Genomic DNA, 24,576 nt, shown 5'->3' on the forward strand with positions numbered 1-24,576 from the left:
CTGACACCATGGCTGACAAGTCTCCGCGCAACTCGATGACACAGAAATCGGGCAAGTCGCTGAAGGAAAAGCGACTCGACAAGAAGACGAAGGCCGCGGGGAACATCGCTGCCGACGACGCCTCCGCCGCGGTGAACAAGAAGAAGCGCTGACTTCTCGATCGTGGACGTTCACCCCTTCCCAGCGGGGGTGAACGTCCACGATCGTCTGGTGGCAGCCCGTGCGGGGTACACCGAGAGATGAGCGAAGAAGCGCGCCGTAACGACGGCGACAATGACGGTCCCGTCGAAGAGGAGCTCGAAGAGAGCTTCGACTCGGTGGTCACCGAGGGTGCCGAGCGTCTGCACCGCACCGTCCGCGCCGTGATTGTCACCGGACTGTTCGGCGGACTCGAGGTGGCGCTGGGCGTGATGGCCTATCTCGCGGTGCTGGACGAGACGGGCAGCCATCTTCTCGCCGGGCTCGCGTTCGGGATCGGCCTCGTCGCAATCTATCTCGCGCACAGCGAGCTCTTCACCGAGGACTTTCTCATGCCCATCGCCGCGGTGGTCTCGAAGGACGGCACCCCGGCACAACTCGCGAAGCTCTGGATCGGCACTCTTCTGGCCAACCTGGTCGGCGGGTGGGCGGTGATGTGGCTGGTCGCGCAGGCGTTCCCGCAATGGCTGATGGTGCTGTCCGAATCGGCACACCACTTCGTCGACGCGCCCTTGAACACGCAGTCGATCTGTCTGGCGATCCTCGGCGGCAGCACCATGACGCTACTGACCAGGATGCAGCAGGGAACCACGTCGGACGTCGCCCGCATCATCGCTGCCATGGCGGCCGGCTTCCTGTTGGCGGGGCTGCAGCTGTTCCACTCGATCCTCGACTCGCTGTTGATCTTCGGCGCGATCCACGCCGGCGCGGACGTGGACTACCTGCAGTGGATCGAGTGGTTCGGATACACGGTGGCGTTCAACATCGTGGGCGGCGTCTTCCTGGTGACGGCCCTGCGCCTCGTGCGGACGAAAGAGCTGGTGAAGTCCGAACGGAAGGACGAGGCGGCCTGAGACAGCAGAACACCCTCCCCAGTCGACTGGGGAGGGTGTTCTGGTCGTGCGGGGTGCGGAGGGTCAGCCGCCGACGCCCACGCGCACGTCGGGAGCCCCGAGCCGTGCGGCATCGGCGGTCTCGTCGTCCGGCTGCGCCTGCGATTCACGCTCTGCCGCAACGCGCTTACGGTAGTGCTCGATCTCGTCGGACACGTGCTGCTCGTCCCACCCGAGGATGGGTGCGACCAGTCCGGCGACCTCGGCTGCGGCAGCTTCGCCGCGGTCGGCCAACTCGATCGACACGCGGATGCGCCGCGTCAGGATGTCGTCGAGGTGCTGCGCGCCCTCATTGCTCGCGGCGTAGACGGCCTCGGCCTTGAGATAGTCGGGTGCGTTCTCCAGCGGCTTGCCGAGCTCCGGGTTCTGATCGATCAGGTCGAGGACCTCACCGACCAGGGTGCCGTAGCGACCGAGCAGGTGCTCCATGCGTCCGACGCGCATCCCTGCGCGGTCGGCCGCGAGTTGGCGCGCGTTCCAGGCGCCGTAGTACCCGTCGGCACCCACGAGCGGGATCTTCTCCGTGACGCACTCCGGAACCTTGCGCTCCATGTTGTGCACCGCGGAGTCGACCGCGTCCTTCGCCATGACCCGGTACGTCGTGTACTTGCCGCCGGCGATGACGGTGAGGCCACGTACGGGGCTGGAGACGGCATGCTCGCGGGACAGCGTGCTGGTGGAGTCGGATTCGCCGTACAGCAACGGACGCAGACCGGCGTAGACACCGACGACGTCCTTGTGGTCCAGCGGATCCTGCAGCAGCTTGTTGACGTGCCCGAGGATGTAGTCGATGTCGCTCTTGCTGGCTGCGGGATGCGCCAGGTCGAGCTTCCAGTCGGTGTCGGTGGTGCCGATGATCCAGTGGCTCCCCCACGGGATCACGAACAGCAGCGACTTCTCGGTGCGGGTGATGATGCCCGTCGAGCTGTTGATGCGGTTACGGGGCACCACGAGGTGCACGCCCTTGGACGCGCGAACCTGGAACTGTCCGCGACCGCCGACCATCTCCTGGATCTCGTCGGTCCACACACCGGCAGCGTTGATGACCTGCTTGGCGTGGATCTCGAACGACTCCCCCGACTCGAGGTCCGTCGCGACGACGCCGATCACGCGGTCGTCCTCGCGCAGGAAGCCCGTGACGCGAGTGCTGTTGGCGCACAACGCTCCGTAGGCCGCGGCGGTGCGGGCGATCATCATGGTGTGGCGGGCGTCGTCGACCTGGCCCTCGTAGAAGCGCACGGCACCGCGGATGGCGGAGCGCTTGCCCGACGGGAAAGATTCCAGCGTCTTCTTCTTGCCCAGATGCTTGTGGTGCGAGGGCACACCGCGGCCGGCACCCATCACGTCGTAGACGCCGATACCGAGGCCGACGTACGGCCGGTCGATCAGCTTCTCGAGGGGGTAGATGAACGGCACGGGGCGGGCGAGGTGCGGGCACAGGTCGTTGAGGACCAGCGACCGCTCCTTGAGCGCCTCGAAGACCAGCGCGAAGTTGAACTGCTCGAGGTAGCGCAGGCCACCGTGGAACAGCTTGCTGGACCTGCTGGACGTCCCGGCGGCGTAGTCACGCGCCTCGACCAGGCCGACCTTCAGGCCGCGGGTGACCGCGTCGAGGGCAGCTCCGGTACCGACGACACCCCCGCCGATGACCAGAACGTCCATCTCCTCCGTGGCGAGACGTCGGAGTGCTTCCTTGCGTGCTTCGGGGCTGAGAGCTGTTGTGGTGGAATTCATTCGGCATCGACCCAATCGAGTGTTCGTGTGACGGCTTTCTTCCAACCGGCGTAGAGCTTGTCTCGCTCCGCGTCATCCATGGACGGTGTCCATGTCTTGTCCTCGGCCCAGTTCTCGCGGATCTCGTCCTCGCTCGCCCAGAAACCGACGGCCAGGCCCGCTGCGTACGCCGCGCCCAGTGCGGTGGTCTCGGCGACCACCGGCCGGACGACATCCACGTTCAGAATGTCGGACTGGAACTGCATCAGCAGCTCGTTCACCACCATACCGCCGTCGACCTTGAGCACCTCGAGGTCGACGCCCGAATCGGCGTTCATGGCCTCGATGACCTCGCGGGTCTGGTAGGCGGTGGCCTCGAGCACGGCTCGCGCCAGGTGGCCCTTGTTGACGAAACGGGTGAGTCCGACGATGGCGCCGCGGGCGTCGGAGCGCCAGTGCGGGGCGAACAGACCGGAGAATGCGGGCACGAAGTAGGCGCCGCCGTTGTCGTCGACGGAGCGGGCGTCGGTCTCGATATCTGCTGCGGTGGAGATCATTCCGAGGTTGTCGCGCAGCCACTGCACGAGCGATCCGGTGACGGCGATGGAACCCTCGAGGGCGTACACCGTCGGCTGGTCGCCGATCTTGTAGCAGACCGTGGTGAGCAGTCCGTTCTTGCTCATCACCTTGTCGGTGCCTGTGTTCAACAGCACGAAGTTGCCTGTGCCATAGGTGTTCTTCGCCTCACCGGGCGACAGGCACGCCTGACCGAACGTGGCGGCCTGCTGATCGCCCAGGATGCCGGCGATGGGGACAGCGCTGAGCGAACCGCGCTCGCGGACGTTGCCGTACACCTCGGAGGAGCTGCGGATCTCGGGGAGCATGGACATCGGGATGCCCATGTCCGCACAGATGCCCTCGTCCCAGGACAGGGTGTCGAGATCCATCAGCAGCGTGCGCGAAGCATTGGTGGGATCGGTGTAGTGCAGACCGCCGTCGACACCGCCCGTCATGTTCCACAGGACCCAGGTGTCCATGTTGCCGAAGCACAGCTCGCCGGCGTCGGCCTTCTCCTGCGCGCCCTCGACGTTGTCGAGGATCCACTTGACCTTGGGGCCCGAGAAGTAGGTCGCGAGCGGCAGGCCGGTCTTCGCGGTGTACTTGGTGGCGTCGCCCCCGCCGAGCTTGGTGACGATGCGGTCGGTGCGAGTGTCCTGCCAGACGATGGCGTTGTAGACGGGCTTGCCGGTGGCGCGCTCCCACACCAGCGCGGTCTCGCGCTGGTTGGTGATGCCCACGGCCGCGATGTCCGACGGGGTGAGGTCGGCCGCGGCGAGTGCGCCGGCGGAGACGCTGCGGACGTTGTTCCAGATCTCCACAGCGTCGTGCTCGACCCACCCGGCCTGCGGGAAGATCTGCTTGTGCTCGCGCTGATCGGCGGCGACGACGGTGCCCTTGTGATCGAAGATCATGCACCGAGTCGAGGTGGTGCCCTGATCGATCGCTGCGACGTAACGGGTTTCGGTCATGAGTGGTTCCCCTGGGTAGTGGAGTGGACGATCATGCGGACTTCTCGGGCAGACGGCTGGGCTCTTGCTCGTCGTCGCCGTCGGGATCGGCCGGCAGGAACCGACCCACCAGGTTGTCGTACAGCAGGACGCCGATGGGGCCGCCGATGATGGGCCCGAGGATCGGCACCCAGAAGTAGAGGCTGCCGTACTGATCTCGCCATGCCCCACCGTATCCCGTGATGAACGACGCCAGGCGGGGTCCGAAGTCACGAGCCGGGTTGATCGCGTAGCCGGCGTTGGTGCCCCATGCGAAGCCGATGGCCACGACGATGAGACCGATGATCAGGGGCGCCATGTTGGCCAGGGGCGGGCTGTTGCGCGTGTCGGTCACGGCGACGATGAGGAAGAGCAGGATCGCGGTGCCGATGATCTGATCGGTGAGCGCCGAGCCGAGGCTGACGGGCAGCGTGCCGTTACCCGGGAGCGTCGAGAAGATCGTCTGCGTGGCGGTCGTGTGCTCGGGGTCGATCGCGTTGAGCATGTCGTTGTAGTTCCAGCGCACCAGCAGAGCGGCGACGAAGGCGCCGACAGTCTGGGCGAGCACGTACGGCGCGACCTTCGACCACGAGAAGCCGCGGAACAACGCGAAGGACAGCGTGACAGCGGGATTGAGGTGCGCGCCGGTGGCGCGGCCGGCGACGAAGACGCCGAACATGACACCCAGGCCCCAGGCCCAGGCGATCGAGTCGTGGTCGCCGAGGCTTCCGGACTCGCCGCCCGAGACCACCTGCGCCACGACGCCGGCACCGAACAGAATCAGAATCATCGTTCCCGCGAACTCGGCTGCCATCTCTGCGGGCAGCCCCCACTTCGCGCGTTTGTCCGTCACGCCATCTCCTCCGTGTTTGTGATCCAGGCCATAAAGAGCAACTGGAAGCCATGCTAGGTGACATGCACGTTGTCGCAAATTACGTGCACATATGTGCAACTCGGACCGGATCGCGATACTGCGGCGGTCCCGATGTGGTTTAGCGTGGGCTCATGTCGGAGCTGCAGATCTACGGGGAACACCTGCTCCCCGACGCGACGGATCCGCGCACGATCGACGCGGTGCAGGCGGCGCGGCTCTACTACTTCCAGGACTTGACGATGGCCGCGATCGGCCGCGAGATGGGCGTCTCCCGCAGCACGGTGTCGCGGCTGATCACCTTCGCCCGCACGTCGGGACTCGTGGAGATCAAGATCAGCACCGCTCTCGGCCAGGCACCCGGGCTCGAGCGCGCCTTCGCCGATCGGTACGGCGTCCGTGCCCACGTCGTGCCTGTTCCGGAGACCGTCAGCGACGTCGATCGCCTGGACCGGGTCGCCATGTTCGCGGGCCGCCTGCTGACGACGTTCTTCGCCTCCGACCTGGTCATGGGCGTCGCGTGGGGCACGACGGTGAGCGCGGTCAGTCGACACCTCGCCCCGAAGCGCACCCACAACTCGCACGTGGTTCAACTCAACGGCGCAGCCAACACGCGCACCACCGGAGTGTCCTACGCGACGGACATCGTCCGCACTGTCGCCGACGCGTACGGCGCTCTCCCCCAGGGCTTTCCGGTTCCCGCGTTCTTCGACTACCCGGAGACTCGGCAGATGCTGTGGCGCGAACGCAGCATCAAACGCGTGCTCGACCTGCAGGACCGGATGGACCTCGCCGTGTTCAGCATCGGCGTGCACGGCGGCGCTGTACCGAGCCACGTCTACAGCGCGGGATACCTGGAGAAGTCGGATCTCGAGGAACTCGACCGGGACGGCGTCGTCGGCGACATCGCCACCGTCTTCCTCCGCTCCGACGGCAGCTACGACCGCATCGCGCTGAACGAACGTGCAAGCGGCCCACGCTTGGACCGACTCAAAGCCGTGCCGCGACGCGTGTGCATCGTCGCCGGCGAGTACAAGCTCACCGCGCTGCGAGCGGCCCTCGCGGGAAAGATCGTCACCGATCTCGTGATCGACGACCTCAGCGCGGCGACCCTGCTGCAGGCGTAGGTCAGCCCTTCTTCTTCGTTCCCGGCAGGATGCCCGCGGAGATCACGGCCTTGACGTAGGGGCGCGCGGAGGAGATGAGCTCCTCCGCGTCGTCGACACCGCGCCACGCGGCGGCGGCCATCGCATCGGTGCGGTCCTCGATGTGGCGGTCGAGTGCGACACCGTCGTCCGTCAGCGTCTCGACGCCGTCGGCTGTCGTGACGAGACCGCGCGCGGCGAGACGCTCGGCCGCCGAGTCCCACTGTTCGTCCGACCACTCGCGCGTCAGCTGGGTGATGCGACGCCCCAGCACCCGACGAGCACCGGGCTCGGGATGCTGGGCCTCGTGGAAGACACCGGCCTCCGTCGGATCGAGGTCTGCGTCGAGGAGAGCCGCGAGGTGGCCGTCGCCGCGCCATTCCCGCAGAACCGCGATGGCGTGCCACAACTGCAGGTGCGGGACGTCGGGCGCCGACGACTGATGCCACGCTGCGGACAGTGGGCGGCCGGCGAAGGTGAGCGTGTCGCCGATGCCGTGCAGGCGGTCGGCCAGCGACGTGAGGCCCGGGTCGGACACCGACTCACCCAGCGCACCTCCGAGGACGGTGTCCAGCGCGTCCCATCGGCGCCGAGCCACGGTGTCGAGGCCGGCGGCGATCGCCGCGGGCCAGGAGCGCTCGATCAGCGTGGTGTTGAAGCTGTAGAACGCGGCGGCGACCACCCCGGCGGCACACGGCCCCATCGGCTCGGCGCGCGAGCCCACGTACCAGGCGTGTCCGTCGAGACCCGTGTCCCGGCCCGCCGCTCCGAGTTCGGGATTGAAGTACGCCGAGATGTGGAAGGGCTCGAACGTGCGGTACGCGGCGCGGGCATGGGCGGCTGCCGTGGAGTCGGTCATGGGTCGAACCTACTGATGACTCGCCCGCGCGGTACACCGCCTCCTTCATCGCGTGTGCACGTCGCGGCGATCGAGCAATCGGGTCGTGGCCGCCACCACGACCCCCGTGAGCAGAACGGCGGCAGTGACCACTGCGGTGGCTGCGCCGGTCGTCAGCGCCCCGGGGTCACCGAAGGCACCCGACGCGAGCTGGCTCGCCCGCGTGGTCACGGCGTAGGGAAACACGAACACGGCAGCGTGCCACTCGGCTGTCATCGCGACGACGGCAACACCTGCACCCACCATCGCCACCGCGATGGGAGCGGCGAAGGACCGCATCGTCATCGACAACGTCGACTGCAGTGCAGCGAGTGGGATCACGGCGATCGCGGTCAGTGCACCGACCGCGACGTACCGCGTCGGCAGCATGCCCGGCAGCCCGAACACCAGCTTGCCGAGAATCACGACGGCCACCAGTTCCACTGCCAGCATCGCAATTCCGAGCAGTGCCACCGCGACGGTCTTGGCCACCACGATGCGTCCAGTCGGTGTCGCACTCGCCATCAGCGCGTTCCAGTTGCCACCTCGGTGTTCCGGTCGCCACACCAGCGATGCCAGCACGGCGACTCCGAGCGCGACGGGGAAGAGTCCGAAGAAGACGGTGGTCCGGAGCCACAACGTGTTCCAGCCGTCCTCGAGACCGGCGCCGGACGCCGCGGTGTTCACGACGCCGAGTGCCGCCATGACGAGTGGGAGGACGACCACCACCGCCCACACCTGGGAACGCCTGAGCTTGAGCACTTCTGCAGTGAGCATGAGCTTCATCCCTCCTGCCGGTCGAGCCGACGAGTCGCAAGTGTGAACACCACCGATGCGAGTACCGCGAGGACAGCGACGCTGCCGTAGGACGGCGTGAGCGTGACCACCGCGTCGCCCTGGTAGTCCGCGGACGCGATGAGCGACCAGTACCCCCACGGGGTCAGGTGCGCCGCCCACACAGGCAGCCCGAACGAGCACAGCGCGACGACGGTGCCGACGATGCCGTTCCCCAGCGCGACGAGTTGATTGTCGAAGCGCGCCGAGACCAGCACCTGCAGGGCCAGCACCGCCAGCGCGACGACGAGAGCGGACACGGTCTGACCGAGCCACAGTCCGGCGGGCGGTGTGTCCGAGATGCCGCCGAGAACTCCGAGTGCGAGAGCGCCGATGCTTCCGAGGGAAGTCGCGACGACCACGTGCACCGCCGTGCACCAGAACTTGGCGCGGCACAGTCGCCCGGGTGTCACACCCGACGTCCGCGCGAGCAACCACCCGTTTCCCTGATGCTCGATCTCCACTGCGCGGCTGGCGATCACCGCGATGAGCAGAGGAGACGCGAGGGGAAGTGCCAGCGACAGTCCTGCAATGGGAAGGCCCCATGTCAGCGGTTCCCCCTCACCCTGTGGGGCGCCGCCGAGCATGCCCACCATCGTCAGGGCGATGATTCCCAGCGCGAGCGCGGCACTGACTACGCCCAGGCGCAGGTGGCGATACTTCGCGAACTCGTTGCGCACCGACGACGTGCCGGACGTCGTCGACGGTGACAGTGTCGTGGTCACAGCCGACCCCCGCTCGTCAGGTTCATGAAGACGTCCTCGAGGGACTGCTCGTCACGGCGCACGCCGTACACGCCGGCCCCCGCCCCGACCAGGTCCTCCACGACACGCGCCGTCGTGCGATCGTCGATACCCGTCACCCGAACGGTGTGGCCGTCGACACGGGTCGGAAGCTTCTCTCGCAGAACCGCTCCGGCACGATCCGGGTCGACGGTGTCGATCAGCACGTCCGGTGTGGCCGCGCTCGTCAGATCGGAACGCGATCCCTGGAAGATCATGCGCCCGCCACTGAGAATCCCGAGTACGTCGGCGGTCCGGTCGATCTCACCGAGTAGATGACTCGACACCATGACAGTCACTCCGTGTGACGCCAGATGACGCAGGAGCTCACGGATCTCCTCGATTCCTGCGGGGTCCAGTCCGTTCGTCGGTTCGTCGAGGACCAGCAGGCGCGGTTCGCGTGCGAGCGCCATGGCGATACCGAGGCGTTGCTTCATGCCCAGGGAGTAGTTGCGGACCTTCTTGTCGAGCTGGTCCTGCAAGCGCACCGTCCGGACAGCCCGGTCGATCTGGTCCGCGCGCAGTCCGAGACTGCGCTGGACGACGCGCAGATTCTCCGCACCCGTCAGGTGCCCGTATCCCGGCGGTGCCTCGATCAACGAACCGACCTGCGCGAGCTGGTCGCGTCGCGTCTCCCGCGTGAGAGGGCGGCCGAAGAGTGATATCTGACCCGACGAGGGCGTCACCAGCGACAACAACATCTTCATCGTCGTCGACTTACCCGAACCGTTGGGCCCGAGGAAGCCGTAGACGCAACCCTCGGGAATCCGCAGGTTCAGGTCGTCGACGACGGTGGTCGATCCGTACCGCTTGCCGAGGCCCTGTGTGTTGACGATGTCCATGACCCACACTCTGCCGACGGTGGGCGCGAAAATCGTCAGTCCGGGGGCGGATATTCGGAGGTATACCTGAGTAGGAGATCAGGCCGGACAGTGCATCGGCCAGGGCGTCGCATCAGCGGGGGCGCTGCATCAGTCCGGCCTCGTACGCGACGATCACCGCCTGCGTCCGATCGCGCAACCCAAGCTTGGCGAGGATCCGTCCCACGTGTGCCTTGACGGTCACCTCGGAGACCCCCAGCGACGCGCCGATCTCGGCGTTCGACAGCCCGGAGGCGATCGCGTACAGCACCTCGGTCTCCCGCGCGGTCAACTTCTCGAGGTCGGCCGACCTGGTGAACGACGGCGCCGAGCCTCGGGTCACGTGTTCCACCAGGCGCCGCGTGGTCGACGGTGCCACGACCGCGTCGCCGTCCCGGACGTGGCCGAGCGCGGCGACGAGTTCGTCGACCGGGCCGTCCTTGAGCAGGAAGCCGCTCGCGCCGCACCGCAGCGCCTCGAAGGCGTACTCGTCGAGGTCGAACGTGGTCAGTATCAACACCTTCGGAGAACCGTGATTCTGGCAGAGTGCACGCGTGGCGGCGACACCGTCCATGACGGGCATGCGCACGTCCATCACGACGACGTCCGGCTTCGCCGAGCGTGCGACCTCCAGGGCTTCCCGACCGTTCGACGCCTCGCCGACCACCTCGACTCCTCGGGACTGCAGAACCATGCGCAGGCCCGTCCGGACGAGTTCCTGGTCGTCGACGAGGACGACACGCATGGTGGTCACCTCGGCACCGGCAGACGCGCGTGGACGCCGAACCCGGAGTCCGTGGGGCCGACCTCGAGGTCCCCTCCCTGAGCCTCGACTCGTTCGCGCATCCCGATCAATCCGAGTCCCCCGGTTCCGGTTCCGCTCTTCCCATCGTCCACCACGCGAATGTCGACTCCGTCGTCGTTCCAACACAGCGACACACGAACATCGTGCACCTCGCCGGCGTGCTTTCGGACGTTGGTGAGTGCTTCCTGGATCACACGGTAGACGACCGCGGCGGCACCCGCACCGAGCTCGCGCGGTGTCCCTTCGTCCACCCGTACGACCGGGATGCCCACGGCGCGTGACTCGTCGAGCAGCGCGTCGATTCGATCGAGACCCGGTTGCGGGCCGACGGGGTCGTCGTCGGATCTCAGCACGGTCAGCATGGACCGCATCTCACTCATCGCACCGCGGCTGGTGTCGCGCACCGAGCGCATCGCCTCGGCCGCACGGTCCGGATCCGCGTGAGCGATCGATGCCGCACCCTCCGACAGCAGAACGATCGCACTGAGACTGTGCGAGACGACGTCGTGCAGTTCTCGTGCGATGCGTGTGCGCTCACCCAGAACGGCCATGCGGGTGCCGGTCTCGCGCTCGCGCTCGGCCTGCGCCGCACGCTCCTCCAGAGACTGCACGTACAGGCGCCGGGTTCGGGCCAACGTGCCGATGAGCCACGCGACGGCCATGGTTGCGACGAACAGTCCGACGTCTCCCGGCGACAGGTCGTTCGCCTCTCGGTCCGGCAGCGTCACGAGAAGAGTCCACCCGGCAGCGACGACTGCCGCCGGTAGCGAGATCTGCCAGGCGCGAGCGGACGCGACGGCGAACAGGGAGAACACCACCATCACGTCCGCCACCAGGGGCCCGAGGCCGAGGAGTACCTGCAGGTGAGCTGCGGCGATCACGACGGCGAAAGAGCCGACAGGATGGCGACGACGCCACACGAACGGCAGACACAGCCCCACCGGCACGATCAGCTCGAGGGGACTCGATGTGCCCTGAACCGGCAGGTTGTAGGCGAACACCGCCGCGGCGATCGCGATGTCGGTCGCGCGCCGTCGTCGTCCGGATGTCGTCTCCGTCGCCATCGGTCTCGACACTACGACATGGGCACTCACGACGAACGCCGTGCGCCCCTACCGAGGTGCACGGCGTTCGTCAGCGTCGAGTGCTCAGGACGCCGAGGCCTCCAGTGTCGTCTGTCCGCCGGTGTTCTCGGACTGCGCGATGCTGATCTTGCGCGGCGCGGCGCGCTCGGACAGCGGAATGTGTACGGAGAGAACACCGTTGTCGTACGACGCGGTGATGCGCTCGGTGTCGATGCCGTCACCCAGCGCGAGCTGGCGACGGTAGGTGCCCGTGAAGCGCTCCGAGGTGAGCCACTGCCGGGAGTCGCCGCTCGGCGCCGAACGGTGGGCCGTCACCGTGAGGGTTCCACGGTCGACGTCGAGGTCGATCGAGCCCGGATCCACACCGGGGAGGTCCGCGTCGAGGACGTAATGGTCGTCGACCTTGTACAGATCCATCGGCATGAACCGCGGCGAACGGTCGGTGCCCGACCCGGCTCCCAGCAAGCTCGAGGTCACGGCGTCGAGGTCACGGAAAGGATCGAAGCGAAGCACAGCAACACACCTCCTGTATCTCGTGGACACCGAGCCCGTCATGCTCGGCTCCTCTGTGCGTGACACCGAATTTAGCACTCTCCACCCGAGAGTGCCAAGTACCCTCCAGAAAAATTTCTGGCCGAAGTTGCTCTCGCAGTGCAGGACTGGTCGACGGTAGGTGCGGCCCGCTCACGGCGACTACGCTGAGGGAAGTGCGCGAAACGGACACCGCCGTTTCCGGAAGAAAGGCCTCCCATCCATGGCGATCGACTACACCAAAAGGCCGTCCAGCCCCGCCCCGGCAGCGGGCGGCGTCAATCTGAGCAAGGTGACGCTGTCGAAGGCCGCGCCGACGGTGAATCTGGCCAAGAAGGGCGAGAGCCAGGGCGCGATGCGCGTCAACCTCAACTGGTCGCAGGGCGCGGCCGCACCCGAGCCGAAGAAGAAGGGCTTCCTCGCGAAGCTCGCCGCCGCGTCCTACGGCACCGGCGGCGTCGACCTCGACCTCGGCTGCCTGTACGAGCTGGCCGACGGGTCGAAGGGCGTCATCCAGGCACTGGGCAAGAGCTTCGGCGCGCTGGAGAGCGCACCGTTCATCCAGCTCGACGGCGACGACCGCTCCGGATCCGTCACGGGCGGCGAGAACATGCACATCAACCTCGCGCGGCCCGACGCCTTCAAGCGCATCCTCATCTTCGCGATGATCTACGACGGCGCCCCGAACTGGGCCGCGGTCGACGGCGTCGTCACGCTGTTCCCCACCAGCGGCCCGCAGGTGGAGGTGCGCCTGGACTCCGACAACAACTCCGCCCGCATCTGCTCCATCGCGCTGATCCAGAACACCGGCCAGGGCATCACGGTCACGCGCGAGGTCGAGTACATCCAGGGCAGCCAGGCGGATCTGGACAAGAAGTACGGCTGGGGCATGCGCTGGGCGGCCGGGCGCAAGTAGCCGGTCACGCGGTCAGGCACCGCACGAAGTTCTTCACGCTCGCCGTCTCGTGTCGGCCCTCGACCCGCACGAGCGAGATGGTCCGCTCGACGGTCGGTGACAACGGGGCGTGACGCAGCCCCGCGAACTCCATCATGGGCAGGACCAACTGCGGAACGGCGGTGACACCGAGACCCGCCGCGACCAGACCGGCGACCGCACCGACGTTCTGCGCGTGCATCACCGGCCCCGTGCGGACGTCGGCGTCGCCGAGCGCACGGGCGACGGGTCCGGCGATGCTGCTCTGGGACCCGAACGCGATGAACGGCTCGCCGGCCAGTTCCGCCCAGTCGATGTGCTCCCGGCCGTCGAAGGGGTGGCCGGCTGCGAACGCACAGTGAAACGAGTCCGCGGTGAGAGTTCGGTGGACCAGTCCAGGTTCGGTCGTCGGCGCCGAGACGAGTGCCATGTCCACGGTGCCGGTCAGCAGGGCGGTCAGCGCTTCCTGACGCAGCCCGTCACGGATCTCGAGGAGAACATCCGGGTGGTCGCGGCGGAACTGCACCACATAGGGCGGAAGGAAGGTGGCGGCGAGCGAGGGCAGGCAGGCGACCGACACGGTGCCGCGATCCCCAGTGACGAAACGGCCGATCTGCGCGAGCCCCTCGTCGAAGTCCTGCACCATCTTCCGGGCGTATTGCGTCACGGCGACACCGTCGGGTGTCACGACGACCCTGCGCGTCGTGCGCTCGAACAGCGTGACGTCCAGTCGGCGCTCCGCCTCTGCGACCGATCTGCTGAGCGAAGACTGCACCATGCCCAGTGCCGACGCTGCGGCCGTGAAGCTCTCGTGGTCGGCAATCGCGACGATGCAACGAAGGTGCGTCATCCCCAGGTTGAGGTTCACCCGCCAAGTCTATGCATGGGCGCCATCAATGCATCGGCAATTGATATTGGACTTGCAATTGTGATGTGAGCAACATGTGACGGAGTCCTTGGAGGAGGTCACATGGTTGCCGCGCTCGGCTTCGCCACGATCATCACGTTTCTGGCCTTGACATTCACCCGCCGGGTGTCGGTGTTGGTCGCACTCGTGCTGGTACCCATCGGTTTCGCGCTGGTCGGCGGCTTCGGCGCCGACCTGGGCGACATGATCGCGGAGGGGCTGATCAAGGTCGCGCCGGTCGCGATAATGATCGCCTTCGCGGTGCTGTATTTCAGCCTGATGGTCGACCAGGGGCTTTTCGATCCCGCGATCCGCCGCGTCGTGCGGTGGGCCGGAGGCAGCCCCACCAAGATCGCTGTCGGCACCGCGGTGCTCACCCTCATGGTCGCTCTCGACGGCGACGGCACCTCGACCTTTCTCATCATGGTGTCCGCGATGCTGCCGATCTATCAGCGCATCGGCATGCGGCCGCTCGTACTCACCGGCATCATCGCCCTGTCCGCCGGCATCATGAACATCATCCCGTGGGGCGGCCCGACGGTGCGCGCCATGGCGGCCCTCGACGCGACGAGCGCCGACATCTTCACGCCCGTCATCCCGGCCATGGCCGCGGGCATCGTGTGGGTGCTGTTCTCCGCGTTCATGATCGGCCGCATGGAGAGCAAGCGGATCGGCGCCCTGACGGAGACCGCCACGCCCGTGAAAGCCGGCCCCGGTACGCCCCATGTCGACGACTTGCCGGTCCGCGCCACAGTGCATCCCGCCGTCATGGCATTCAACGTCGTGCTGACACTGGTGCTGCTGGTCATCCTCCTGTTCCAGTTGGCCCCGCTGCAGGTGGCGTTCGCCATCGCCTTCGCCCTGGCGGTCCTGGTCAACAAGCCGAGGTGGTCGGCGCAGCAGGAAGTGTTCGCCAAGCACGGCGGCAACGTCACGATGGTGGTCGTCATGATCCTCGCTGCGGGCGTGCTCACCGGAGTCCTCAACGGCACCGGCATGATCACCGCGATGGCGGAAACCTTCGTGTCCTGGATCCCCGACTCCTTCGGTTCCTCCATCCCCGTCATCACCGCGATCACATCGATGCCGCTGAGCCTGGTCTTCACGCCCGACGCCTACTACTTCGGTGTGCTCCCGGTTCTCGCCGAGACCACGGCCTCGTTCGGCGGCGACCCGATGGAGACCGGCCGCGCCGCCATCCTCGGCCAGATGACCACCGGCTTCCCGCTCAGTCCGCTGACCGCCGCGACGTTCGTGCTGATCGGCATGACGAAGGTGGAACTGGGCAAGCACCAGCGCTTCATCTTCGGGTGGGCGTTCGGCACCACCATCGTCATGACCGTGGTGGCCCTCCTGACAGGAGCGATCTCGCTGTGAAAAAGACGATTCGCCTCGGCGCCGGTTCCGGCTTCTCCGGCGACCGCATCGACCCGGCCGTGACCCTCGCCGATCGCGCTGACCTCGACTACCTCGTCTTCGAGTGCCTCGGGGAACGCACCGTCGCCGCGGGCAACGCGAGACGGCTCGCCGATCCCGACACCGGGTACGACCCCCTCCTGCTCGCCCGCATCAGAGCGGTGTTGCCGCACGTGCTTCGCCGGGGAACCACAGTGGTGACCAACGGTGGCGCAGCACATCCCCTCGCAGCGGCGCGGCGCATCGCGGACCTCGTCGGCGGTCGGGCTCGAGTCGCCGCCGTGACCGGCGACGACGTCCTCGACGCCGTCCGCACACTCGATCCCCTCGTGTGGGAGACCGGTAAGGCCCTCTCCGCTCATCCCGAGAAGTTGGTGTCCGCCAACGCCTACATCGGAGCGGACGCGGTGCTTCCGGCACTGAGCGCCGGTGCCGACATCGTCGTGACGGGCCGACTCGCCGACCCGTCGCTGTACGTCGCGCCGCTCGTCCACGAGTTCGGCTGGGACCTCGACGACGCCCGCACCATCGGTGCCGCGACCGCGGTGGGGCACTTGCTCGAGTGCGCCGGTCAACTGACGGGCGGCTACTACGCCGACCCCGTCACCAAACCGGTTCCCGGCATGGCCGACCTCGGCTTCCCGTATGCGGACGTGTCCGCCGACGCGGACGCCGTCTTCGGCAAGGTGGACGGCACGGGCGGGACCCTCACCACGCGCACGGCCACCGAGCAGCTGCTCTACGAGGTCGGCGACCCCACCACGTACCTCACACCCGACGTCACGGCCGACTTCGGGGCGGTGACCTTCGAGCAGGTCGGCCCCGACAGGGTGTCCCTCACCGGCGCCACCGGTCGCACCCGACCGGACGAGCTCAAGGTGACGCTCGGCTTCCTCGACGGGTGGATCGGCGAGGGCCAGATCAGCTACGCGGGACCTCGCGCGTACGAGCGCGCCCGACTCGCCGCGGACATCGTCACGCAGCGCCTCGCCGACGTCCACGGACTCGACCCCGACGGTGTGACCGTCGAATTGATCGGTGCCGGAGCGGCTTTCCGTGGCCTCGCCACCGACACCGCACCGACCGAGGTGCGGCTCCGCGTCACCGGGCGGGCGGGGTCACGGGAGGATGCCGACGTGGTCGGGTGGGAGGTGGAGAGTCTGTACACCAACGGTCCTGCCGGTGGAGGCGGTGCACGACGATCTCATGCGGAGGTCCTGTGCATCCGATCGACATCGCTTCCACGGCACCTCGTACACACCGAGGTTCACCTGATGGAGGGCACACGATGATCGTCGACGACCTGGCCGACGTCCGCACCGGGGACAAAGGCGACACCCTCATCCTCTCGGTCTTCGCACGGGACCGAGCGGCCTTCGAGACGCTCGAACGTGAGCTCACCCTCGATGTGGTGGTCGCGCACTACGGCGATCGCACCACCCGTGCGCCGCGGCGCACGGCACTGGACAGCGTCTCGGCACTCGTGTTCGAGCTGCCAGGCCAGCTGGGCGGTGGGGTCACAGGATCGGCGGAGCTGGACGGGCACGGCAAGGCGCTGAGTTACCACCTGTTGGGCCTCGAGATCTGATCGCGCGGTCAGGGCGCCGGCAGCACCTGTGTGAAGAGAACCGCCCCGGTACCGTCGCACAGGTTCACCGTCAGCGACCGCGAGTCCTCGTCGATCAGCACCTCACCGAAGTGCTGGAAGGTATCGAGTGGTGAGGCGTTCGGCTCCGGCGGTGCGTGCACGAACACAGCCTCCGGGCCGAAGGTGGGATCGAGGTCGTTCGGCCCGAACGCACCCGCGTTGAGAGGCCCGCTGACGAACTCCCAGAATTCACGGAACTCCTGGTAGGCGGCGCGCTCGGGTGAATACCGATGCGCCGCCGTGTAATGCACGTCGGCGGTGAGCCACACTGTGCCGGTGACGTCGTTCCGGTCGATCGCGGTGAGTACCTGCGCGATGTCGGTCTCCCGGCCGAGCGGGGCACCGGGATCACCGTTGCCGACGCCCTCCTGCGCCGTCTTCCCGTCCGGCACCACCAGTCCCAGCGGGAGGTCGTTGGCGATGATCTTCCACGTGGCCTTCGAGCGCGACAGCTCGTCGATCAGCCACCGCCGCTGTGCATCTCCGAGAATCTCCCCGGTCGGGGCAGTGTTGACACTGTTCGCATCCTTGTAGCTCCGCATGTCCAGGACGAAGACGTCGAGCAGCGGACCGTAGGCGATCTTCCGGTACACCCGCCCGTCGACGGCCTCGGCGGGAGCGACCGGGAGCCACTCGTGAAAGGCCTGCAAAGCCCGCTGCGACAACAGGTTCACATCTTTCACGGTGTACTGCTCGAGGTCGAGAATCTCACCGGGATACCAGTTGTTGACGGTCTCGTGATCGTCCCACTGCACCACCTGCGCGACCGAGGAATTGAAGCGCCGGTAGTTGTCGTCGGTGAGGTTGTACGCGTACTGCCCGCGATACTCGTCGAGGGTCTCCGCGACCTTGGACTTGGCCTCGGACATCGTGTTCCGCCACACCCGGCCGTCGGGCAACGTGACGCTCTCCTCGAGCGGCCCGTCGGCATAGATGACGTCGCCGCTGTGCAGGAACAGGTCCGGTTCCCGATCGGCCATCGCTCCGAAGATGGTCATGCCGCCGATGTCAGGATTGATCCCGTAACCCTGGCCCGCCGTGTCGCCGCCCCACAGGAGGCGAATGTTCGACGGGCTGTCGGGAGCCGTGGAGAACACCCCGGTGACGGGCTCCGACGTGGCGCCGTCCTCGCCCTCCAGCGTCACGCGGTAGTGCACTCGCTGTCCCGCCGGCAGACCCGTGAGGCGCAGCACGCCGGTGCCGTCGGACTGCGGTGTGAGGAGAGGTCCCCGCGTCGTCGTGACGGAGGAGAACGCGTCGGTGGCCGACGTGTCGACGATCATCGTCGCGGGCGTGTCCGACCGTGCCCAGACGAGCGCACCATCGGCACGGACGTCGCCGCTCGCGACGCCGTGGGTCAGCGACGGGCGCGCCCGCACCAGGGTGGGCCCGGTGCTGCAGGCGAGCAACGGCGTGGCCGCGGCACCGAACGCGGCGTAGCGGAACAGGGAGCGTCGCGACATCTGCATGCTCCGCACCGTGCCGCACGGACTTGAACGGGGCATGACTCTCAGGAGGACAGCCGGGTGCCCGATCGGTCGAACTCGGACCGGTGCGTTCCGTCCGCTCCCGTGACCAGGATGGACGCCGCCGAGTCCCGGTCCTGCGGGAGAAGACGCACCGTCACCGCGCTGGTGGAGTCGCTCTCGAGGGCGGTGATCACCGAGGTCACGATGTCGCGATCGACCACGCCGGTCGCGTCCGCGCCGCGGTCGTCGAGCAGGACCACGTCGACTCCCCGACTCCGCGCTGCCCGCGCCGCACTGCTCACCTCGGAATCGGCCAGTCCGGCAGCACGCAGGGTGTCCCGCAGATGGAACTCGAGAAGACGACAGCTCAGTCGCTCGTCGTCGGACAGCGGCTCACCCGAGGCGATCCTGGTGAGGAGAGGGCGGGCCAACTCGTCGAGCCGCGTCAGCTGCAGGTCCCGCTCGTGCAGTGCCGCGGCGGCCGCGGCTTCCTCCGCTGCCTGTCTCGTGGACTCCTCCCGTAACCGGAAGATGTCCGTGACGGGTGAGCGCAGCGCGAACGCGAAGAACGTGCCCATCAACACCAGCGCGCCGCTGGGCAGCACGTACAGCACGGCGTCGACCGCGCTCTGCTCGGTCAGCAGGCACCAGACGAGCGTGACGACGAAGATGCCGAGGAACCCGGCCCACGCCCACCACGTGCGCCCACGGACACAGAGGAAGGTGTAGATCCCGGCCGCCGTCCCGATCGGCCACATCTGCAGAGGGTTCCCGATCGGCACCGGAAGCGCGGCGAGGACGATCGCACACGACAGCGGGCCGGTGAGCGTGACGGCTGCCGTCGCGCCGAAGGGGATCGGATCGCCCGGGACGCGGAGGAGTGCCGCTACGGACACGGCATGCAGGACGACCGCCGCCGCGACGAGCGCCGGCTCGGTGACGCCCTCGAGTGTCGAGGCGGCGGCCAGAACGACACCGGCGACGTTGAAGGCGACCACCACGAAGGCTGCACGCGTGTGCATGCCCAGCAGAGTCGTGACATCGTTCGTTCTGCTCACTGTGCCTCCCACCGCAGTTCGACGACGGTGCCCCGACCCACCGCGGTGTGGAGCGCGGCGGAGCCGCCCGGAAGCCGGTGCATGCGGTCGAGAATGCTGACCCGGACGCCCAGGCGATGTGCCGGTATCGACGACAGATCGAAGCCGGGGCCGTCGTCCGTCACCGTCACCCGGAGTCCGAGTGGGGAGAGCGCAGCCACGACCGACCGGTGGGCATCGGGGCCCGCGTGCCGCAGGCTGTTCCGCATCGCCTCGGCCATGGCGGCGCCCACGGTGCGGACGGTCTCGGCCGGCACCGTCCGTTCCGCCGCATCGGCCTCGAACCGGAAGCTCAGTGTCGCCGATGCGTCCACTGCCGCGGCCGCGGCACGAAGGTGCGCGACCACGTCCTGCACCTCGAAGTCCGAGACCGGCAGCGCGTCCCGTCGCAACGTGTCGAGCTCCGCCAACGCGACGCTCGCCTGGTCGACGAGACGCTGATCCATCGGACCGCGCGATGCGGCGAGGAGCGTGGACATGACGTTGTCGTGGATCAACCCGTCGAACCGTCGACGTTCGACCGTCCGCGCCTGCACCGCGGCAGAACTGGCGGCCTGCGCGTAGGTGGACTCGCGGGTGCGATCGAGAAGGAAGCCCGTGCGCGACGCCGTGATCGACGCGGCGACGAAGATGAGGCTGAAGCCGAAGCTGTAGACGATGTCTGCCACCAACGGACTCCGGTCACCGGCGTCACGCAGATAGTGGTTGACCAGTTGGACACCCGTGACGGCCACCGCGAGATGGAGGAACGCCCAGCGCGGCCTCATCGACACCGCAGCCCCCAGAGAGGCCAGGGCAGGGAAGAGGGAGAACCAGGCAGCCTTCCCGTCGGGCAGGGTCTCGCCCGTCCATCCGAGCGGCCAGGTGAGCAACCCGAGCAGAAAGACCACGGCGCAGGCCGCCGCCAGTGGCCGGAGCGCACGCTGACCCCGCCGGCCGAACGACGCGGCGCCCAACGCCAGTCCGGGTCCGAAGAACAGGACGAGCCCGACCGGAGTCCACCAGGACGCCGACACCCCCTCCAGATCGCGGATGAGCGGAATCGACACGAGCAGGTAGAAGACGTAGCCCACGCCGATGAAGCGGCCGAACATCGTGAGGATCTGATCGGCCGCGCTGCGCTCCGCCGTCGTCACGACTTCCTGCGTCGACGAGGAAACGGCAACCACCCGTCCTCCAGTGCCCGTTTGTAGAGGTCGGTCTTGGTCGGGGCGGGCCTGCCGGCGTCGGCGTACTTGAGCCGGATGCGGCCGAGATAGTCGTTCACCGTCTCGGGTGAGATACCCATGGTCGACGCGACCCGCGTGGCGGTCTCCCCGGCCGCGTAGAGCGTGAGGAGCCGTCGATGCTGCGGGCTCAGATCCACCGCGGCGAGGTCGGGATCCCCGTCGATGGCCGCCGCCCAGTCGATGGTGGGCACCATCTCGCCCCGGGCTGCACTCCGCACGGCGTCCACCACCGCGTCGATCGGCTGGGACTTGCGCACCACACCGAGCACACCGGCGCGGGCGGCGGAGCGCACCAGGAACGGATCCTCGCCCGAGGTGAGAACCAGCACGTCGAGACCGCGGGCGCGGATGGCCTCGACGTTGGACACCGGCGACGATCCGTCACGCAGTCGAAGATCGAGGATCACCAGACCGAGGTCCGTGGTCGCGTCGAACAGCTCGGCGACCGTGGGGGCGCTCGCGACGAAGTCGAGGTCGGGATGATCGGCGAGGGAGTCCCGCAACCCCCGGATTGTCAGCTCGTGATCATCGACCATTCCGATACGCGCACGTTCGACCCCCACCGGACCCCCTCAGCCACAAAGTCGTCAGAGCATAACCATCTGACCGGTCGTGTTGTGGTGCCAGGTGTCAACGCCGGAGCTCCTCGGCGATCGCGAGAACGCCGATGCGCACCTCTTCGAAGCTGGTGCTGAGCGGGCTCAGGCCGAGCCTGATGCCGCTCGGGGCCCGGAAGTCGGGGATGACGCCGCGCTTCCACAGCCGCGCCGTGACCTCGCGGAAATCGGGGTGATCGAGCGTGACGTGTCCCCCGCGCTCGTCCGCGTTCTCCGGCGAGGCGATCTCCACGCCCAGTGGCACCAGCTCCGAGCGCACCAGCTCGAGCGCGTACTCGGTGAGAGCGACCGACTTCGCGCGGATCGCGTCCATGCCGACCTCGCCGATCATGGCGAGCGTGTCCTGCATCGCGATCATGCCGAGCACCGGCGGGGTGCCGCTGATGACGCGTCGCACGCCCTCGGCCGGGACGTATCCCTGCTCCATGGCGAAGGCGTCGGCACGCCCCATCCATCCCCATACGGGCTGCCGAAACTCGGGCAGATGCTCCGCGCGGACGTATGCGAACGCGGGCGAGCCGGGACCACCGTTCAGGTACTTGTAGGTGCAGCCGACGGCGAGATCGACACCCCACTCGTCGAGACGGAGCGGCACGGATCCCACCGAGTGCGACAGGTCGAGCACCACCAGGGCGCCGACGTCGTGCGCGACACGGGCCGCCGCGGACGCGTCCGCGAGAAAGCCCGAGCGGTAGGCGACATGACTGAGAAGCACGAAAGCTGTTCGCTCGGTGACGACATCGGCGATGTCCGCAGTCCGTACGCCCGACCGCCGGTCCGAGTCGATCCACACCAGCGTCAGGCCGAGTTCGGACGCGATGGACTCGAGGACGTAGCGATCGGTCGGAAAGTTGTCGCGATCGAGCACGATCTCGGTCCGGCCCGGCCTCAGCGCCGCCGCCCCGCGCGCGATCTTGTAGAGCAGGACGGTGGTGGAGTCACCGATGACGGTCTGCCCGGGTGCTGCACCCAGGGCCACCCGACCGAGCGTGTCGCCCAACGTGATGGGCAGCTCGAACCATTCCTCGTCCCACCCGCGGATCAGCCGGCCACCCCAGTCCTGCGTCATGAACGTCGAGACACGCTCGATGCTCGCCGTCGTCGGCCGACCGAGCGAATTGCCGTCGAGATAGGACACGACGGGATCGGCGTCGTCGGTGTGGAAGCGAGAGCGGTACTCGCGCAGGGGGTCCCGTGCGTCGAGGTCTGCTGCGGTCATGGCTGTCCGATCTCGGTGCGGGCGGCGAACAACTCGGGGAAGAACGTCAACTCGAGGGCACGCTGGAGGAAGCCGACACCACTGGAGCCACCGGTGCCGCTCTTGTGCCCGATCGTACGGAGCACCGTGCGCATGTGCCGGAACCGCCAGAGCTGAAAGTTCTCCTCCAGGTCGACGAATTCCTCGAACGCCTCGTACGCGGCCCAGTTCTCGGTGGGGTTCTCGTAGACGTGCGTGATCAGTGGCATCAGATCGTCGTTGCGCGCGTACGGCGCGGTGACGTCGCGCCGCAGCGCACTCTCCGGAACGTCGAGTCCTGCGCGGGCCAGGCACCGCCACAGGGCGTCGTACACACTCGGCTCGCGGTGCACCCGCGTCAGCAGTTCGGTTGCCACCGAGTCGGATTCGAAGACCGTCAGCATCGCCGCGTTCTTGTTGCCCAGCACGAACTCCACCGCGCGGTACTGCGCGGACTGGAACCCCGACGAGTTTCCCAGGAACCCGCGGAACTGCGCGTACTCGGTGGGCGTGAGTGTCGCGAGCACCGACCACTGCTCGGTCAGCGTCTTCTGAATGTGCTTGACACGAGCGACGCACTTCAGCGCGAACCCGAGGTCGTCGGCGTCGAACGCGTCGCGTGCGGCGAGCAGTTCGTGCAGCACGAGCTTGAACCACAGCTCGGTGGTCTGGTGCTGGATGATGAACAGCAACTCGTCGTGATGCTCCGGGACACTCACCGGCTTCTGCGCGCTGAGCAGAGTGTCGAGATCGAGGTACGCCCCGTAACTCATCCGCTCGCGGAAATCGGTGACGATGTCCTTCTCGATGGCGCGCTCGTCCATTGCTCCTCTTCCGTCGATTCCCCCGAGCCTAGGACGTAGATTCGAGGGATGAGCGAGTCCTCGGAACGAATCGACGTCGTCCTGCACCCGGACGCCGTTCGAGACCTCGGCACGGTGACCGACCTGGTGCAGTCCGCGCTCGCTGCGCGCGGCGCCACCGGGGAGGTCCACGTGTCGGACGACGTCTCCGTGGCATCCGGTGACGTGATCGTGGTCCCGGCCGCGGGCGGACGCGTCGGCACGCAGGCGAGCGACCGGTGTGTGGTGCGTGTCGACTACGGCTACGTGGCCGCGGACCTCTCGGCGGGCCTGCACGCCCACATTCGCGGACGGGGACTCGGCGGGCTCCGCTACGCCGTCGATCGGATCGTGCATCACCGTCGGCACCCGGCGACCGTCGATCGGTACGGCGAGCACCCCGAGCAGTTCGCCGAGGTGCGCGGCACCGGCGGACCCGTCGTCGCTCTGATCCACGGCGGGTACTGGCGGGCACCGTGGCGACTCGACTCGCTCGACGCCGCGGCCATCGATCTCGCCGACCGCGGCTACACCACCTGGAATGTCGAGTACCGCAGCCCCGACGAGCACGGGTGGGAGACGACGGCGGCGGATGTCGCCGCGGCCCTGAAGTACGCTGGTGCGCAGGCCGTCCTCGGCCATTCGGCAGGAGGTCAGCTCGCGCTGCGCTGGGCCGCCGATGCCCGTCCCGCACTGGCCGTGAGTCTCGCCGGAGTCCTCGACCTACAGATTGCCGACGACCGCGGCCTGGGTGACGGCGCGGTGCGTGCCGCCCTGGGCTCGCGGTACACCGATGCTCACGCGGAGTCGTCCCCCCGAGCGCGACTGCCACTCGGGGTTCCGCAGATCGTCGTGGTCGCGGCATCGGACGATCCGAACCTGAACGACATCGGCCGCGAGTACGTCACCGCAGCATCGGCCGCAGGTGACGATGTCACGCTTGTCGAAGGCCCCGGAGACCACTTCAGTGTCGTCGACCCGCGGTCGGAGATCTGGCCTGCCATCGTGGAGCGGATCGAGGGACGTCTCCCCCACTGAT

25 protein-coding genes are annotated in these 24,576 nt (G+C 67.7%); 8 read left to right on the forward strand and 17 right to left on the reverse strand.

The window, feature by feature from the left end:
• Positions 1 to 8: 8 nt before the first annotated feature.
• Complete coding sequence (locus tag HQ314_RS06570; RefSeq protein ID WP_197027742.1) at positions 9 to 152, forward strand: hypothetical protein; 144 nt, start codon at positions 9 to 11, stop codon at positions 150 to 152.
• A gap of 87 nt (positions 153 to 239) precedes the next feature.
• A complete protein-coding gene (locus tag HQ314_RS06575) occupies positions 240 to 1,052 on the forward strand; it encodes a formate/nitrite transporter family protein (protein WP_222630622.1) in 813 nt (270 codons plus the stop codon).
• A gap of 63 nt (positions 1,053 to 1,115) precedes the next feature.
• On the opposite strand, the gene HQ314_RS06580 is transcribed toward HQ314_RS06575, so the two are convergent.
• The 3 genes from HQ314_RS06580 to HQ314_RS06590 are packed head-to-tail and all read right to left on the reverse strand — an operon-like array spanning position 1,116 to position 5,165.
• On the reverse strand, positions 1,116 to 2,825 hold the full coding sequence (locus HQ314_RS06580) for a glycerol-3-phosphate dehydrogenase/oxidase (RefSeq protein ID WP_222649651.1): 1,710 nt from the start codon (positions 2,823 to 2,825) through the stop codon (positions 1,116 to 1,118).
• On the reverse strand, positions 2,822 to 4,333 hold the full coding sequence (glpK, locus tag HQ314_RS06585; protein ID WP_222649652.1) for a glycerol kinase GlpK: 1,512 nt from the start codon (positions 4,331 to 4,333) through the stop codon (positions 2,822 to 2,824). Before glpK ends, HQ314_RS06580 begins: the two co-directional genes overlap by 4 nt.
• 31 nt (positions 4,334 to 4,364) lie before the next feature.
• Positions 4,365 to 5,165 (reverse strand): MIP/aquaporin family protein, encoded by an 801-nt coding sequence (locus HQ314_RS06590; RefSeq protein WP_222650043.1) that lies wholly within the window; start codon positions 5,163 to 5,165, stop codon positions 4,365 to 4,367.
• A gap of 191 nt (positions 5,166 to 5,356) precedes the next feature.
• Here HQ314_RS06590 and HQ314_RS06595 point away from each other — a divergent pair, with 191 nt between their 5' ends.
• Complete coding sequence (locus HQ314_RS06595; protein ID WP_222649653.1) at positions 5,357 to 6,349, forward strand: sugar-binding transcriptional regulator; 993 nt, start codon at positions 5,357 to 5,359, stop codon at positions 6,347 to 6,349.
• A 1-nt stretch (position 6,350) separates the two neighbouring features.
• On the opposite strand, the gene HQ314_RS06600 is transcribed toward HQ314_RS06595, so the two are convergent.
• The 7 genes from HQ314_RS06600 to HQ314_RS06630 form a co-directional block, all read right to left on the reverse strand.
• Positions 6,351 to 7,226, reverse strand: a complete 876-nt coding sequence (locus tag HQ314_RS06600) for a hypothetical protein (protein WP_222639013.1) — start codon at positions 7,224 to 7,226, stop codon at positions 6,351 to 6,353.
• Positions 7,227 to 7,271: 45 nt separating this feature from the next.
• The gene (locus HQ314_RS06605; protein WP_222649654.1) at positions 7,272 to 8,021 is read right to left on the reverse strand and encodes an ABC transporter permease; all 750 of its coding nucleotides are present in this window, start codon (positions 8,019 to 8,021) and stop codon (positions 7,272 to 7,274) included.
• 5 nt (positions 8,022 to 8,026) lie between these two features.
• Complete coding sequence (locus tag HQ314_RS06610; protein ID WP_308119286.1) at positions 8,027 to 8,803, reverse strand: ABC transporter permease; 777 nt, start codon at positions 8,801 to 8,803, stop codon at positions 8,027 to 8,029.
• Positions 8,800 to 9,702 (reverse strand): ABC transporter ATP-binding protein, encoded by a 903-nt coding sequence (locus tag HQ314_RS06615; protein WP_056442941.1) that lies wholly within the window; start codon positions 9,700 to 9,702, stop codon positions 8,800 to 8,802. Before HQ314_RS06615 ends, HQ314_RS06610 begins: the two co-directional genes overlap by 4 nt.
• A 112-nt stretch (positions 9,703 to 9,814) precedes the next feature.
• Positions 9,815 to 10,465, reverse strand: coding sequence for a response regulator transcription factor (locus HQ314_RS06620; protein WP_222633000.1), 651 nt, complete (start codon positions 10,463 to 10,465; stop codon positions 9,815 to 9,817).
• A gap of 5 nt (positions 10,466 to 10,470) precedes the next feature.
• A complete protein-coding gene (locus HQ314_RS06625) occupies positions 10,471 to 11,589 on the reverse strand; it encodes a sensor histidine kinase (RefSeq protein ID WP_222632916.1) in 1,119 nt (372 codons plus the stop codon).
• Between the two features lie 84 nt (positions 11,590 to 11,673).
• Complete coding sequence (locus HQ314_RS06630; protein WP_056442946.1) at positions 11,674 to 12,123, reverse strand: Hsp20/alpha crystallin family protein; 450 nt, start codon at positions 12,121 to 12,123, stop codon at positions 11,674 to 11,676.
• Between the two features lie 241 nt (positions 12,124 to 12,364).
• On the opposite strand from HQ314_RS06630, the gene HQ314_RS06635 reads away from it, so the two are divergent.
• Entirely contained in the window at positions 12,365 to 13,057 is a 693-nt protein-coding gene (locus HQ314_RS06635; protein WP_222649655.1) for a tellurium resistance protein, read from the forward strand.
• 4 nt (positions 13,058 to 13,061) lie between these two features.
• Here HQ314_RS06635 and HQ314_RS06640 read toward each other — a convergent pair whose 3' ends face one another.
• Complete coding sequence (locus tag HQ314_RS06640; protein ID WP_235578888.1) at positions 13,062 to 13,943, reverse strand: LysR family transcriptional regulator; 882 nt, start codon at positions 13,941 to 13,943, stop codon at positions 13,062 to 13,064.
• Positions 13,944 to 14,045: 102 nt separating this feature from the next.
• Here HQ314_RS06640 and HQ314_RS06645 point away from each other — a divergent pair, with 102 nt between their 5' ends.
• Genes HQ314_RS06645 through HQ314_RS06655 form a run of 3 tightly spaced genes read left to right on the forward strand, consistent with a single transcriptional unit; the run spans position 14,046 to position 16,986 of the window.
• Entirely contained in the window at positions 14,046 to 15,359 is a 1,314-nt protein-coding gene (locus tag HQ314_RS06645) for a CitMHS family transporter (protein WP_222649656.1), read from the forward strand.
• The gene (locus HQ314_RS06650) at positions 15,356 to 16,690 is read left to right on the forward strand and encodes an acyclic terpene utilization AtuA family protein (protein WP_285184481.1); all 1,335 of its coding nucleotides are present in this window, start codon (positions 15,356 to 15,358) and stop codon (positions 16,688 to 16,690) included. The genes HQ314_RS06645 and HQ314_RS06650 overlap by 4 nt, the downstream gene beginning before the upstream one ends.
• On the forward strand, positions 16,687 to 16,986 hold the full coding sequence (locus tag HQ314_RS06655) for a hypothetical protein (protein ID WP_222649657.1): 300 nt from the start codon (positions 16,687 to 16,689) through the stop codon (positions 16,984 to 16,986). Before HQ314_RS06650 ends, HQ314_RS06655 begins: the two co-directional genes overlap by 4 nt.
• Positions 16,987 to 16,994: 8 nt before the next feature.
• On the opposite strand, the gene HQ314_RS06660 is transcribed toward HQ314_RS06655, so the two are convergent.
• From HQ314_RS06660 to HQ314_RS06685, 6 genes are all read right to left on the reverse strand, one after another.
• A complete protein-coding gene (locus HQ314_RS06660) occupies positions 16,995 to 18,515 on the reverse strand; it encodes an alkaline phosphatase (protein ID WP_222649658.1) in 1,521 nt (506 codons plus the stop codon).
• Between the two features lie 41 nt (positions 18,516 to 18,556).
• Positions 18,557 to 19,573: a hypothetical protein gene (locus tag HQ314_RS06665; RefSeq protein ID WP_222649659.1), complete on the reverse strand. Its 1,017-nt coding sequence runs from the start codon at positions 19,571 to 19,573 to the stop codon at positions 18,557 to 18,559.
• Positions 19,570 to 20,748, reverse strand: a complete 1,179-nt coding sequence (locus HQ314_RS21680) for an ATP-binding protein (protein ID WP_222632921.1) — start codon at positions 20,746 to 20,748, stop codon at positions 19,570 to 19,572. The genes HQ314_RS06665 and HQ314_RS21680 overlap by 4 nt, the downstream gene beginning before the upstream one ends.
• Positions 20,745 to 21,377 (reverse strand): response regulator transcription factor, encoded by a 633-nt coding sequence (locus HQ314_RS06675; protein ID WP_222649660.1) that lies wholly within the window; start codon positions 21,375 to 21,377, stop codon positions 20,745 to 20,747. Before HQ314_RS06675 ends, HQ314_RS21680 begins: the two co-directional genes overlap by 4 nt.
• Positions 21,378 to 21,471: 94 nt before the next feature.
• Positions 21,472 to 22,677, reverse strand: a complete 1,206-nt coding sequence (kynU, locus tag HQ314_RS06680; protein ID WP_222649661.1) for a kynureninase — start codon at positions 22,675 to 22,677, stop codon at positions 21,472 to 21,474.
• Positions 22,674 to 23,519, reverse strand: a complete 846-nt coding sequence (locus HQ314_RS06685; RefSeq protein ID WP_222649662.1) for a tryptophan 2,3-dioxygenase — start codon at positions 23,517 to 23,519, stop codon at positions 22,674 to 22,676. The genes kynU and HQ314_RS06685 overlap by 4 nt, the downstream gene beginning before the upstream one ends.
• 48 nt (positions 23,520 to 23,567) lie before the next feature.
• Between HQ314_RS06685 and HQ314_RS06690 the strand changes: the two genes are divergently transcribed.
• Complete coding sequence (locus HQ314_RS06690) at positions 23,568 to 24,575, forward strand: alpha/beta hydrolase (RefSeq protein WP_222649663.1); 1,008 nt, start codon at positions 23,568 to 23,570, stop codon at positions 24,573 to 24,575.
• The last annotated feature ends 1 nt before the right edge of the window (position 24,576 follow it).

The sequence above is a fragment of the Rhodococcus sp. BP-332 genome, assembly GCF_019836065.1.
GTDB lineage: Bacteria > Actinomycetota > Actinomycetes > Mycobacteriales > Mycobacteriaceae > Rhodococcoides.